The sequence below is a fragment of the Dactylosporangium sp. CA-152071 genome, from assembly GCF_050936335.1.
GTDB lineage: Bacteria > Actinomycetota > Actinomycetes > Mycobacteriales > Micromonosporaceae > Dactylosporangium > Dactylosporangium maewongense.
This window is the reverse complement of the sequence record NZ_JBNJMZ010000001.1, coordinates 6,071,609-6,084,015: the sequence shown is the minus strand read 5'-3', so window position 1 is coordinate 6,084,015 and position 12,407 is coordinate 6,071,609. Positions and strand designations below refer to the sequence as shown.

Annotated in this window: 17 protein-coding genes; 5 read left to right on the top strand and 12 right to left on the bottom strand. The window is 70.9% G+C overall.

The annotated features are described in order from the left end of the window. Window positions 1-66: 66 nt before the first annotated feature. Window positions 67-1,341, bottom strand: coding sequence for an ABC transporter substrate-binding protein (locus ACQEVZ_RS27235; protein ID WP_433371431.1), 1,275 nt, complete (start codon window positions 1,339-1,341; stop codon window positions 67-69). Window positions 1,342-1,353: 12 nt separating this feature from the next. Then, on the bottom strand, window positions 1,354-2,172 hold the full coding sequence (locus ACQEVZ_RS27230) for an alpha/beta hydrolase family protein (protein WP_433371428.1): 819 nt from the start codon (window positions 2,170-2,172) through the stop codon (window positions 1,354-1,356). Window positions 2,173-2,255: 83 nt separating this feature from the next. Between ACQEVZ_RS27230 and ACQEVZ_RS27225 the strand changes: the two genes are divergently transcribed. Continuing rightward, complete coding sequence (locus ACQEVZ_RS27225) at window positions 2,256-2,792, top strand: bacterial proteasome activator family protein (protein ID WP_344500950.1); 537 nt, start codon at window positions 2,256-2,258, stop codon at window positions 2,790-2,792. 75 nt (window positions 2,793-2,867) lie between these two features. Here ACQEVZ_RS27225 and ACQEVZ_RS27220 read toward each other — a convergent pair whose 3' ends face one another. The 5 genes from ACQEVZ_RS27220 to ACQEVZ_RS27200 all read right to left on the bottom strand — a co-directional run bounded on the left by ACQEVZ_RS27220 (window position 2,868) and on the right by ACQEVZ_RS27200 (window position 6,323). Beyond that, on the bottom strand, window positions 2,868-3,680 hold the full coding sequence (locus tag ACQEVZ_RS27220) for an HAD family hydrolase (RefSeq protein WP_433371424.1): 813 nt from the start codon (window positions 3,678-3,680) through the stop codon (window positions 2,868-2,870). Continuing rightward, entirely contained in the window at window positions 3,677-4,492 is an 816-nt protein-coding gene (locus ACQEVZ_RS27215; protein ID WP_433371421.1) for an HAD family hydrolase, read from the bottom strand. Before ACQEVZ_RS27215 ends, ACQEVZ_RS27220 begins: the two co-directional genes overlap by 4 nt. Window positions 4,493-4,600: 108 nt before the next feature. After that, window positions 4,601-5,209: a hypothetical protein gene (locus ACQEVZ_RS27210; RefSeq protein WP_433371418.1), complete on the bottom strand. Its 609-nt coding sequence runs from the start codon at window positions 5,207-5,209 to the stop codon at window positions 4,601-4,603. 15 nt (window positions 5,210-5,224) lie between these two features. Then, window positions 5,225-5,842 (bottom strand): NADPH-dependent F420 reductase, encoded by a 618-nt coding sequence (locus ACQEVZ_RS27205; RefSeq protein WP_433377009.1) that lies wholly within the window; start codon window positions 5,840-5,842, stop codon window positions 5,225-5,227. Continuing rightward, window positions 5,835-6,323, bottom strand: coding sequence for a hypothetical protein (locus tag ACQEVZ_RS27200; RefSeq protein WP_344500942.1), 489 nt, complete (start codon window positions 6,321-6,323; stop codon window positions 5,835-5,837). The genes ACQEVZ_RS27205 and ACQEVZ_RS27200 overlap by 8 nt, the downstream gene beginning before the upstream one ends. A 69-nt stretch (window positions 6,324-6,392) precedes the next feature. Here ACQEVZ_RS27200 and ACQEVZ_RS27195 point away from each other — a divergent pair, with 69 nt between their 5' ends. The 4 genes from ACQEVZ_RS27195 to ACQEVZ_RS27180 all read left to right on the top strand — a co-directional run bounded on the left by ACQEVZ_RS27195 (window position 6,393) and on the right by ACQEVZ_RS27180 (window position 8,754). Beyond that, window positions 6,393-6,818 carry an OsmC family protein gene (locus ACQEVZ_RS27195; RefSeq protein ID WP_344500940.1) on the top strand — a complete coding sequence of 142 codons (426 nt, stop codon included), beginning with the start codon at window positions 6,393-6,395 and terminating at the stop codon, window positions 6,816-6,818. Between the two features lie 68 nt (window positions 6,819-6,886). After that, the gene (locus tag ACQEVZ_RS27190) at window positions 6,887-7,234 is read left to right on the top strand and encodes a metallopeptidase family protein (RefSeq protein ID WP_344501451.1); all 348 of its coding nucleotides are present in this window, start codon (window positions 6,887-6,889) and stop codon (window positions 7,232-7,234) included. A gap of 11 nt (window positions 7,235-7,245) precedes the next feature. Next, window positions 7,246-7,977: an AIM24 family protein gene (locus tag ACQEVZ_RS27185; protein WP_433371413.1), complete on the top strand. Its 732-nt coding sequence runs from the start codon at window positions 7,246-7,248 to the stop codon at window positions 7,975-7,977. A gap of 69 nt (window positions 7,978-8,046) precedes the next feature. Continuing rightward, on the top strand, window positions 8,047-8,754 hold the full coding sequence (locus tag ACQEVZ_RS27180; RefSeq protein WP_344500936.1) for an AIM24 family protein: 708 nt from the start codon (window positions 8,047-8,049) through the stop codon (window positions 8,752-8,754). Window positions 8,755-8,911: 157 nt separating this feature from the next. Here ACQEVZ_RS27180 and pheA read toward each other — a convergent pair whose 3' ends face one another. From pheA to ACQEVZ_RS27155, 5 genes are all read right to left on the bottom strand, one after another. Beyond that, on the bottom strand, window positions 8,912-9,850 hold the full coding sequence (gene pheA, locus ACQEVZ_RS27175) for a prephenate dehydratase (protein ID WP_344500934.1): 939 nt from the start codon (window positions 9,848-9,850) through the stop codon (window positions 8,912-8,914). Window positions 9,851-9,867: 17 nt separating this feature from the next. After that, window positions 9,868-10,386, bottom strand: a complete 519-nt coding sequence (locus ACQEVZ_RS27170) for a hypothetical protein (RefSeq protein ID WP_344500932.1) — start codon at window positions 10,384-10,386, stop codon at window positions 9,868-9,870. 93 nt (window positions 10,387-10,479) lie between these two features. Continuing rightward, window positions 10,480-10,884: an ACT domain-containing protein gene (locus ACQEVZ_RS27165; protein WP_344500930.1), complete on the bottom strand. Its 405-nt coding sequence runs from the start codon at window positions 10,882-10,884 to the stop codon at window positions 10,480-10,482. A 121-nt stretch (window positions 10,885-11,005) separates the two neighbouring features. After that, window positions 11,006-11,500, bottom strand: coding sequence for a hypothetical protein (locus tag ACQEVZ_RS27160; protein WP_433371408.1), 495 nt, complete (start codon window positions 11,498-11,500; stop codon window positions 11,006-11,008). Window positions 11,501-11,633: 133 nt separating this feature from the next. Continuing rightward, window positions 11,634-12,239, bottom strand: coding sequence for a hypothetical protein (locus ACQEVZ_RS27155; protein ID WP_344500926.1), 606 nt, complete (start codon window positions 12,237-12,239; stop codon window positions 11,634-11,636). Window positions 12,240-12,407: the final 168 nt, after the last annotated feature.

Here is a 12,407-nt window from a genome sequence, read left to right as displayed (position 1 = left end):
GCGGTCCTTGTCGACCCCGGCCCGGCCACGGCGCCGGCTCAGCACTGGTCTGAGCTGGTCCAAGCGCTAGCCCAGCGTGGTCAGCTCGGCCGTGAGCACGTTGGACAGCAGCGCACCGTCCATGCGGACCTGCCGCAGGTACCAGCGCTGCAGCGGCGTCCGGTTCTGGCTGAACTGCCAGCCGCCCCGCGGGCTGTCGATCTGCCCGAGCTTGCCGATCGCGGCGTTGAGGGAGAACGAGTCCAGCGACCGGCTCGCGTCGCCGATCGCCTTGTCGAGCACGGCGGCGGCGTCGTAGGAGGCCATCGCGTAGGTCGACGGGATCGTGCCGTAGGCCTTCTGGTAGTCGGCGATGAACCGGCGGTTGGCCGCGTTGTCCAGGTCGGGCGAGTAGTTCATCGCGGTGTAGATGTCCTTCGCGTCGGCGCCCTGCTGCTTGAGGACATAGCCTTCGGTGAGGCTGCCGGGCGCGATCAGCTTGAAGCTGTTGGGGAACTTCGCGGCCTTGAACTGCTTGACGAAGTCGATCGCGGAGGCGCCGGCGTAGAAGGCGAACATCGACGCGGCGCCGGAATTCTTGACCTGCTGGAAGACCTGGCTGAAGTCCTTCTGCTGGAACGGCGTCCACTTGATCGCGTTGCCGGCGATGGTGCCGCTGGCCGACACGAAGGCGTCGCGGAACCCGGCGACCTCGTCGTCGTCGCCGGGATAGTCGGAGGCGACGATCGCGAGCGGGCCGCCCGCGTTGTCGGCGGCCCACTTGCCGATGGCCTGGCCGGGCTCGTTGGCGACGAACGAGGTGCGCCAGATGTAGTTGGCGCCCTGCAGCGCGGTCGGCGACGCGTTGGACCCGACGAGCGGCACGGCGGCGCCCTCGACGGTGTCCCGGATCGCCATCATCGTCGCGGCGGACGCGACGCCGGTCAGGGCGAGGACGCGGTCCTCTTTGGTCAGCTTCTCGGCGGCGGCCTTGCCGATGTCGGGCGTCTCGCCCTCGTCGACCTTGAGCAGCTGGACCTCGCGGTTGCCGAGCTTGTTGTCGTGCAGCTTGAGGTACAGCTGGAAGCCGTTGTCCATCTCGTTGCCGAGGTCCTTGCGCGACCCCGTCAGCGGCACGATCATGCCGAGCTTGACCGGGGGGCCGGGCGGCGGCGCGGTGTTGGACGTGCTGCTGGAGTTGTCGCTGCATGCGGAGAGTAACGGTGTGGCCGCTCCTGCCACGCCCGCGGCCGCGAAGAGTCGGAGCGCCTGGCGGCGGTTCAGGTGGGACACGTACTTTTCCTCCCCAGCACCCTGCGGCGGCGAGAAGACCTCGACACCCACGCTGCGTTCTACCGCCATCGCGCCGGACAGTCAATCGGCGAGGTCGGCCTCACCTCGGGTTACCGTCCCGAACGCGGCGAGGACGGCGGGCCAGGCGGCCGACAGCGGATCGATCACAGCGAAGTGTTCCACACCTGCCAGCTCGACCAGCGTGGTGTCGTCGCCGGCCCGGCGGGCGGCGCGGCAGTAGTCCCTGGACAGCTCCACCGGCACGATCGTGTCGTCGCTGCCGTGCACGACCACCGTCCGGACCTTCGACGGAAGGTTGCGCATCGGGTCGGCCGCCGTGTACGCCTCCGGGACCCGGTCGGGCGACCCTCCCAGCAGCGCCGCCACCGCGCCGCCGTCCAGGTCGAGCTCGTGCGCGCGGGCCAGGTCGGCCACGGGTGCGAGCGCGACGACCCCGCCGACGGCGTCGGGGGCGACCGCGGCGTACCAGAGGGCGAGGTGCCCGCCGGCGGAGTGCCCGGCGAGGATCGGCCGGTCGACCGCGACAGGCCGCAGGCCGCGGTGCGCGATCTCCTTGCCGAGCAGGTCGGGCACGGCGACCGCGGCGGAAGCCACGTCGGAGAACGTGCCGGGCCAGCCGCCGCCGGGCTGTCCCGTGCGGCGGAACTCGACGGTCGCGACGGCGTAGCCCCGGTTGGCGAGGTCCGCGGCGAGCGGCCCGGCGTGCGCGCGGTCCCACTCGCTGCGCCAGAACCCGCCGTGGATGAAGAGCACCAGCGGCGCGCCGGCCACAGCCGGGAGCCGGACGTCGGCCAGCTGGTCGGGGTGCTCTCCGTATCGCAGCGTGAAGTCCGCGGGTCGGGCGGGCCGGCTGAGCACCTCGCGGGGGTCACTCGTCACGGGGCGACATTAACGCGTCACGAAGCGTGGCAACAGGGCCCCTTTGTGGTAGCCCGAGCGGTGGGTAGGCAAGACTAGGAACCATGGCAGATGAGGCGCAGGACGAGTCGCGCACCGTGCTGGTGGTCGGGCCCGACGGACGTCCGCTCGGCACCATGTCCAGCGACGAGGAAGGTGCGGAGGACCCGAGCAAGCTCATCGAGCAGCCGGCCAAGGTCATGCGCATCGGCAGCATGATCAAACAGCTGCTCGAGGAGGTCCGTGCCGCCCCACTCGACGAGGCGGGACGCAGCCGGCTCAAGGAGATCCACCGCCGGTCGATCACCGAGCTGGAGGACGGTCTCGCCCCCGAGCTGCGCGACGAGCTGGAGCGGCTGTCCCTGCCGTTCGACGACGACTCCACGCCGAGCGAGGCCGAGCTGCGCATCGCCCAGGCGCAGCTGGTCGGCTGGCTGGAGGGCTTGTTCCACGGCATCCAGGCGGCGCTGGTCGCCCAGCAGATGGCGGCCCGGGTCCAGCTCGAGCAGATGCGCGGCCGGCCCGCCCTCACCGGCGGCCCGGGCGGCGTGCAGACCCCGCCGGGTCAGCCGATGCCCTCCGGCACCGGCCAGTACCTGTAACACCTTGCAGACCGCCACGATCGGCAGGACCGCGAAGGCGCCTGTCGATCGTGGCGTTCCCATGATCCGGCGGCGTCAGTAGCGGTAGAGGGACTCCAGGTAGACGGCGACGCCGTCGTCCTCGTTGGTCGCGGTGGTGACGTCGTGGGCGGCGGCCAGGACGGCGGGGTGGCCGTTGGCCATGGCGACGCCCCGGCCGGCCCAGGCGAGCATGGCCAGGTCGTTGGGCATGTCGCCGAAGGCGACCACCTCGGCGGACGGCACGGCGTGCTCGCGGGCGACCCGGGCGAGCGCCGTCGCCTTCGTGACGCCGACGGCGGAGACCTCGACCATGCCGCTGGAGGAGGAGTTCGTGGCCTCGCCCAGGCCGTCAAGGCACGCGCCGACCAGGGCGGTGAACTCGTCGGGCTGCTGGACGCCGGCGCGGACGAGAAGCTTCGCGGCGGGGCGGGTCAGGAGCTCCTCGTGCGTGACGGGGCCCACCGACTCGTGGTTGACCTCCCACGGGCCGACCGGGAACTCCTCCTCGTGGCGCATCTCACGGCCACCGTCGCGTTCGACGGCGAAGACGACGCCGGGCACGGTGGCGCGCAGGCGGGAGCAGATCTCGGCGAGGGTGGCCGGCTCGATCGGGGTGCTGTGCACGATGCTGTCGGTGCTGGGGTCGTAGGTCGCCGCCCCGTTGGCGCAGATGGCGATCGGCCGGACGGTCAGCTGGTCGTACACCGGATGCAGCCACCGGATCGGACGGCCGGTGACCAGCACGATCACGATCCCCGCGGCGTCGAGGCGGTGGAGCACCTCGACGGTGCGGGAGCTGACCGTGCGGTCCCGGCCGACGAGGGTGCCGTCGAGATCGGTGGCCACCAGTCGCGGGGTCTGCGTCACAGCTTCAACATAGCTTCGAGGTAGGTCGCGACCCCGTCCTCGTCGTTGGTGAGCGTCGTCTCGTCGGCGAGGGCCTTCAGGGCCGGGTGGGCGTTGGCGACGGCGACGCGGCCGAAGCCGGCCCAGCGGAACATGGGCACGTCGTTGGGCATGTCGCCGAAGACGAGGATGTCGCCGGGGTCGATACCGAGGGCGGTGGCGACGAACTGCAGGCCGGTGGCCTTGTCGACGCCGGGCGGGCAGATCTCGATGTACCCGAGGCCGGCCTGGGTGATCGTGGCCATGCTCGCGGGGACGACGCGCTCCGCGACGGCGAGCACCTCGTCGACGTCGCAGGTGGGGTGCCGGGCGAAGCCCTTGAGGACGGGGCCGGTGAGGCACTCCGCGCGGACCCGGGCCTCGACGACGTCGGGGTAGCGCCAGTGCGGGTCGGTGTCGCCCCACAGCGGCGCCTCGTGGTGGTCGCCGGCCTCGATGAGCACGGACAGGACGCCGAGCTCCTGCTCGAGCAGGGTGAGGACCTCGGCGAGGGCGTCGCCGGCGAGCCGCTCGTCGCGCAGGACGACCGGGTGGGCGGGATCGCGGATGTCGAGGACCCGGCTGCCGCCACCCATGACGAGGAAGTCGGCGGACGGGATGTCGGACCGGACGAGCTGGGTCAGGCGGGGGCCGCGGCCGGTGGCGCCCACGATGTGGATACCGGCGGCCTTGACCTTCTCCAGGACGTCCCGGGTGTAGGCGCTCACCGTGTCGTCACTCCGCACGAGCGTGCCGTCGAGGTCGGTCGCGATGAGCTTGGGCAAACTGCGCATTCGGTGCTCCTTCCGCGTCAGCGGGGCAGCAACCGTACCTCCGCAGTCAGCCAAGGTCACACCATGCGAGTAAATCTCAACCGAACGTACGACGTCCTGATGAGGACATCACTGCAGCGGGGTGACGGTCAGCTCGAGCGGTTCGGTGCCGTCGTGCGGCTCGTCCACGCGGCGCCGGCGGCCGGTGTCCGGCAGCATCCGGGCGGCGGTCAGCACCCCCGCGGCCAGCAGGACGGTCGCGGCGATCGCCAGCGGATACCCGGCGCCGATGTGGATGGTCTCCTCCGGCAGCCGGTACGACACCAGCGCGCTGCCCCCGACGTGCTCGATGGCCTTCTTGAGCCCGACGAGCACGAGCGCGTTGCCGGCGAGCAGGCCCAGCGCGGCGGCCGCCGCGGCCCGGCGGACCGGGCCGCGGGTCGCCGCCAGCACGCCGACGCCGACGAGGGCGAGCGCGACGGTGACGAGGTATGCGATGACGTGGCCGTTGTTGAAGCTGGCCAGGTCGAGCTCGATGCTGGCCGGCACGGGCCCGGAGACCTCGTCCTCCCCGCCGGCCGCCGACCGCAGGTCGACCGACGCCCACGGCAGGTACTGGGCGGCCGCGGCCAGCACGAACCCCGAGACGAGCAGGGCCATGCCGACCGGGCCGGGGCCACGCTCGCCACCGTCGCGCCCGCGATCGTCGACGGAATCCAAAGCAGCCGGCTCAGACATACCGCGCAGGGTAGCTCAGGAAACGAACCTCAGGTTGAACCGAAGATCCTGCTTGACGCCCCAGACGGCCAGCCACATCGGCAGGTACTGCTCCATCGCGAACGCCTTGTCGATCCCGCCGAGGTCCAGCACGTCGCCCTCGGGCCAGCCGAACTTCGCCAGCACCCCCTTGACCAGGGTCTTCGCCCCGGCGTCGTCGCCGGCGACGAAGATGTTGTGCGGCTCGGACAGCAGGTCGGGGCGCACCATGATGTCGGCGTTGACGGTGTTGAGCGTCTTGACGACCTTCAGCTCGGGGAACGCCTCCTGCAGGCCGGCGGCGACGGGCTTCACCGCCGCGGCCGTGAGGTCGTTGGAGATGTCGGCGAGGACCTTGCCGGTCAGGTCGCCGGCGGCGCGCAGCACGTCGAGCGACAGGTTGCCCGGGGTGGCGTTGAAGATCAGCTGGCCGTGCGCGGCCGCGTCGGCGAACGTGCCGGCCCGGCCGCCGGTCCGCTCGGCCCAGGCGACGGCCTTCGGGTTGGTGGCCTCGCGGGAACCCATGACGACGTCATACCCCACCTCGACCAGCCTGGTCGCGATCGCGTCGCCGACCATGCCGGTGCCGAGGACCCCCACATTGAGATCAGTCATGCTCACCGGCAACACCCGCCGGCGCGGAAACATGCCGGCGCGCGCGGCCGATCGCGATCAGCCCGCAGGCGAACCCGAGCAGCGGCATCGCCGCGAGCGCCAGCCAGCTGCCCGCTGACGTGCCCACATCCGCGATCCGGCCCGGCCCGGCGAGCTGACCGTCGAACGTGGTGATGAGGCTCACTACGACCGATGCGGTCACCAGCGACAGGACCGGCCCGGCGAGGCCGGCGAACTTGCGGCCCTGGTTCGCGCCGAGAACCGCCGCGCCGAGTACCGCGATCAGGGTGAGCAGCAGAATCACGTACCAGAGCCCCATGCGGATGTTGAGCACGGTGAGGCTGTCGAGGCGTTGCTGGGCCCGGCGCCCGGACCCCGTCACCACCAGCTGCTGCACCCACGGCACGAAGATCGAGGCAATGCCGGTGAGCAGGCCGACCACGGCCAGCAGGCCGCCGATCTGCACCAGTTTGCGCTGCATCAACTTGATCCCTCCCAAGACTGCCGAGCTCGTCCCAAGGAACACACGGAATGGGCTAGCGTCTGGTTCATGCCTACTCGCACTTCATCCGCCCGCTGGGAGGGCGACCTCAAGTCCGGCGCCGGCACCGTCTCGACCGGCTCGGGCACCTTCCAGGGTTCCTACTCCTTCCCTTCGCGCTTCGAGAGCGGCCAGGGCACCAACCCCGAGGAGCTGATCGCGGCCGCGCACGCCGCCTGCTACTCGATGGCGCTGTCCAACGGCCTGGCCAAGGCCGGCTTCACGCCCACCTCCGTGGAGACGTCCGCGGCGGTGCAGTTCGGCCCGGTCGAGGGCGGCTTCGCCATCACCCGGATCGACCTGACCACCCGCGGTGACGTTCCCGGCATCGACGCGGCCGAGTTCGAGAAGCAGGCCACGGACGCCAAGGCCGGCTGCCCGATCTCCAAGGCGCTCGCCGCCGTCGAGATCACCCTGGACGCGCAGCTCGTCTGAGCACCGCGCTCGTCAGGGATCTCCCTTGAGAGGGTCCCCCGCCATGGGGGACCCTCTTTGACATGCCAGTGCAGATGAGCAAGGAGCGCTTCGAGGAGCTCGTGGGCGAGGCCCTGGACGAGGTCCCCGAGGAGCTGCTCGACCTCATGGACAACGTCGTGATCCTGGTCGTCGACGACCCGCCGCCCGGCGAGCCGGACCTGCTCGGCCTGTACGAGGGGTTCTCGCTGACGGAGCGCGGCTGGGACTACTCCGGCGTGCTGCCCGACCGGATCTCCATTTACCGCAACCCGATCCTCGCCATCTGTGACGATGAGGACGACGTCGTCGACGAGGTCGCGATCACCGTGGTCCACGAGATCGCCCACCACTTCGGCATCGACGACCGGCGCCTCCACGCGCTCGGCTGGGGCTAGGGGGTTTCCTGATGCGTAGTGCGCTGTTCGCCACGGAGAACCTGGAGAAGGAGTCGCAGCAGCCCGGCCTCCGGCTGCAGAACTCCAAGATGCTCAAGGCCGAGCTCAACGGCGAGATCATGGCCCGGACCGGCACGATGATCGCCTACCAGGGTCAGGTGACGTTCCAGGCGCTCGGCTCCGGCGGGGTCGGCAAGTGGCTGAAGTCGAAGCTGACCGGCGAGGGCATCCCGCTCATGAAGGTCACCGGCCGCGGCGACGTGTTCTTCGCCGACCGCTCCGCCGACGTCCACCTCATCGACCTGGAGCAGGGCGACGCCATCTCCATCAACGGCGCCAACGTCCTCGCGTTCGATTCGTCGCTGCAGTACGACGTGAGAATGGTCCAAGGAGTCGGCATGCTGTCGTCGGCGGGCCTGTTCAACTGCGTGTTCACCGGTCAGGGCCGGCTCGCGATCACGACGAAGGGCACCCCGGTGGTGCTGACCGTCGACGCGCCCACGTACGTCGACCCGCAGGCCGCGATCTGCTGGTCCGCGGGCCTGCAGACCGGCTACCACCGCGCCGACCAGCTCGGCATCGGCACGCTGCTGGGCCGCAGCACCGGTGAGGCTTTCACGATGAGCTTCGCGGGCCAGGGCTTCGTCGTCGTCCAGCCGTCGGAGGAGCCGCCCCAGGGTCTCGCCGGTGGCCAGGGACAACAGGGGCAGGGCGGGGTCCTGGGCAACCTGCTCGGCAGTTGAGTGCAGTTGGGTCGCGCTTTTGTAACGGCAGCTCCGCGAGCCCTTGGGGGACCGGTTACGCTGCGCAGCGTGCGCGGTGACATCTTCAAGGCCGAGAACATGGCCCAGCCCCCAACCCAGGCAGGCATGAGCCTGCAGCACTCCAAGTGCGTCAAGTACGCCGTGAACGGCGAGGTCCTGGCCCGTCAGGGTGCCATGGTCGCCTTCCGCGGCAACCTCCAGTTCGAGGTGAAAAGCCAGGGCGTCGGAAACTTCCTCAAGCGCGCGGTCACCGGTGAGGGCCTGTCCCTCATGGCCGTGCGTGGACAGGGCGAGGTGTGGTTCGCCGACGCCGCCTCCGACTGCCACATCCTCGACATCGAGCCCAATGACGCGTTGTCCATCAACGGCAAGAACGTCCTCTGCTTCGACCCCTCGTTGCGGTACGACATCCAGATGGTGAAGGGCGCCGGCATGTTCGGCGGCGGCCTCTTCAACAGCGTCTTCACCGGCCAGGGCAGGCTCGCGATCCTCACCCAGGGCGCCCCGATCATCATCCCGGTGAGCCCGCAGGCCCCCGTCCTGGTCGACACCGACGCGGTTGTCGGCTGGTCGAGCAGCCTGCAGACCAGCATCCAGAAGAACCAGAGCCTCAAGTCGATGCTGCGCGGCGGCTCGGGTGAGCTCTTCCAGCTGATGCTGCAGGGCCAGGGCTTCGTCATCGTCCAGCCCAGCGAGGGCAAGCCGTCCGCCCAGCAGGCGAGCAGCGGCGGCCTCCTCGGCAGCCTCGGCGGCTGACCGCCAACCAGCCCAACCAGCCACGGTCGAAGGGTGGGCCACCCCGCCCATCCTTCGACCCCGCTTCTGCCCACCCCTCCGGCGTTCTCCGCCGGCGCACGACCATGCCGCTGTCACCCTCCGCGGTCGCGGCGGTCACAATCAGTGCGGCGGCGGGTCAGGCGCCGTTGCGGATCTCGGAGAGCCAGCGGGCGGCGGCGGTGAAGTCGTCGCCGGACAGGCCTGGGGCGCGGCGGGGTGGCGGGTCGCCGTGGGAGGCGCGCGGGTACGAGCCGAGGAACCGCACGTCGGCGCAGACGCGGCGCAGCCCCTGCAGCGCCTCGCCCATCGGGGCCTCGGCGACGTGGCCGCCGCAGTCGAGGAAGAACACGTAGCGGCCGAGGCGCTCGCCCGTCGGGCGTGACTCGATCCTGGTCATGTTGATCCCGCGGACCGACAGCTCGGTCAACACGGCGAGCAGCGCGCCGACCCGGTCGTGGGCGATGTAGACGGCGAGCGTCGTCAGGTCGTCGCCGGTCGGCGGGGGTGGCGGACCGGGGCGCGACACGAGCGCGAAGCGGGTCATCGCGCCGGCGTTGTCGGCGATGTCCTTCGCCAGGACGTGCAGCTTGTACCGGCTCGCGCCGATGGCGGCGCAGATCGCGGCGTCGAACTCGCCGCTGCCGGCGCCGATCGCGGCGGTGGCGTTGGACAGTACATCGACAACCGCCGCCTGCGGGACGTGGTCGCGCAGCCACTTGCGGCACTGGGCGCTCGCCTGCGGGTGGGCCGCGACCGACCTGACGGTGTCCAGCGGCCGGTCCTCTGCGGCGGCGAGGACGAACTGCACCGGGAGCACGACCTCGCGCGTGATGATCAGCGGCTCGCCGTTGGCCAGCTCGTCGAGCGTGACGCCGACCTGGCCGCCGATCGAGTTCTCCAGCGGGACGAGCGCGGCGTCGGCCTCACCGGCGCGCAGCGCGTCGAGGGCTTCCGGGACGCTGCGGGCCGGGGTGAGCACCCCGCGGTCGGCGGCCGGGACGGTCTTGAGCGCCTGCTCCGAGAACGTGCCTTCAGGCCCCAGGTACACGAACCGCGTCGGCGGCACACCAGGCATGTGTCAAGCCTAGTCGCTCAGCAACTCGCGGCGCTCAGCAGCGCCGGTGGCGCGGTCGCTTTCACCTCGACGCTGCACGGGTCGGTGCCGGCGGTGACGATGGTGAGCGCGGCCGGTGCGCCCTTGGACATGATCTGCAGCGGCTCGGCGTTTGCGACGGTGAGGATGGTGTACTGCCAGACCCCCGCACACAGTGGACCGCTCTTCACGGTCAGCCCGCTCCCGGCGGGGAGCCCGGGCCGCGCCCGGCGGACCGCAGCGATGACCTGCTCACCGCTCGGACGGCCGTTGCACTGCGACACGTACGCCTCGGAGAACGGCGTCACGCTCGAGCTGGGCCGGGCGGACGGGGTGCCGGCCGTGGCGGTGCGCCCAGGCGGCACGTTGGGCGTGCTGACCGGCGTGGGGCTGGCGGTGCGTGCCGGCTGGTGCGACACGGGCGGCAGCAGCGGCCCGGCGTCATCGTCCGACCGCGTGCAGCCGGACAGCAGGCATCCAAGGCTGACGATCGTAAGCACAGCGGCCGCAGTGCGCATGCAGGACATCGTAGGGTGCCGGTTTCCCGCCGTTCATGCGGCGCCGGAGCCGTCGAAACGTCCGGCCGGCCCGCCCGCCCTCCTCGAAGCGCGTCAGACGGTGCCGGCGGTGGACACCCGGTGGCCGGCGGCATCGAGGGCGGCGAGTGCCTCGCCGAGCCGGACCGACGGCACCAGCACGTAGTCGGTGTCGAAGGTGGAGAACGCGAAGATGTTGACCCGGGCGTCGGCGAGCGGCGTGACGATCGAGGCGAGGATGCCCGTGAGGGCGAGCTGGACCGGCCCGGCGACGCGCAGGCAGCGCCACGGAGTCTCCACCGAGGCACCCTCCGGGACCTGGTCGGCGGGGCACAGGATGGAGACCTCGTCGGGTGTCCATGTCACGGAGATGACGTCCTGGCCCGCCGCGGCGGCCTCGGTGAAGCCAGCCGGCAGGGGCGACCCGGCCGGCAACCGCGCGATCGCGTAGTCGCCTGGCAGCACCTCGAGGTCCAACATGACAAGGAGCGTACGGTGCGAACGCGTTGCGTGGCGGTAGCCGTGAGCCAGGCCACGTGCTTCCCCCCGGACGAGGTCGTATTCGTGAACGACGCTCGACCGGAGCCGCCTGGACGGCGCTCTAGACGGCGCTGAAGAACGTCAGCGAGCCGACGACCTGGCCGTCCTGCAGCAGCGGGGTCGCGATCGCGTCGAACGTGCGCGGCCCGGTCGCGCAGCGCACCCGGAGCAGCCCGCGGGCGAGCCGGCCGGAGGACAGGGCGAGCAGCGGCGGCGTCTTGTTGATCTCGGACGCGTCGAGCGCGCCGCCGTCGCCGAAGTCGAGCAGCTGCAGGACGCCGTCGACCAGCGGGCGGTCGATGGCGGACTCGGTGAGCCCCAGCAGGTCCTCGAACGACGCGGACACGGCGACGATGACCGCCTTGTCGTCGATCACGAGGCTCGGCTCGGCCGCTTCGGCGACGGTCGCCGCCCAGCGGTCGAGGGACGACTCGATGGACGACTGGGCCAGACCCGCATCGACATCGTCGGACTCGACCTCACCGAAGTCGGACGCGCGCCCGTCGGGCGAGCGGGTCAGGTGTGGGTCGGAGATGGACAGCTCGACATGCGCCACAGCGCCTCCTCAGGCACCGGTGCGGCGGACGCGTCCGCGCAGCGAAGACATCATCGCATCATTCAGCGGCTGATCGGTCCCCAGCGATTGCTCAATCCGGCGCTTCATGTCGAGCGGCTCCACGCCGCAGAGGCTACTCCGCGTCACCCCGCTTGTCAGTGCCCACGCGTTCACCGTCCTTGTACCAGCGGTAACTGTCGGCGAAGGCGGCGTAGGACTGCGAGGACCACGTCGCCGGGTGCAGCGCGAGCGAGAACACCTTGTCGACGGTGTCGCCGGCGAGCCGCATTCCCCGGGCGTTCAGGACGCGCGGCAGCTCGTGGTACGCGGTGACGAGACAACCCTTCGGCACCCCGTAGAAGCTGATCTTGCCGGTGCCGGCGAACGCCAGGATCGGCATGACCGGGATCGACACCCCGGCGCTGCGGGAGAGCGCCTCCGCGGCGGCCTTGGCCTCCGCGCGGGTCTCCTCGACGTACTTGGGGCGCTTGCCGTCGATCTGCACGATGTCGCCCGCGAACGAGACGCGGCTGCGGCCGTGGTCCTTGACCGTCACCGCGAACACGCCGCCGGGCCCCATGGCGAGGAACGAGCGGCGCTCGGCGCCGGTCAGCTCGCGCAGGTCCAGGACGTGCCAGTCCTCGCCGAGGCGGCCGATGAGGCTGCCCATTCTGCGGTACAGACGGTTGTGCCCTGCCTCTTCCCGGCGGGCGCCGCGCTCGGCGCGTCGCTCGCGCATCCAGTCGATGGGGGAAGTCCGGCCGGCATCAACAATGATGCGATCGTCAAACCCTTCGGGCTGCGAATCCTTGCCACTACGGTGCAGCAGCTCGGTCATCTCGCACACCTCCAAGTCGCCGCTCGGTTGCGTGTGTGTTCAAACACCGTACGTGTTTGTGGGCCGAAC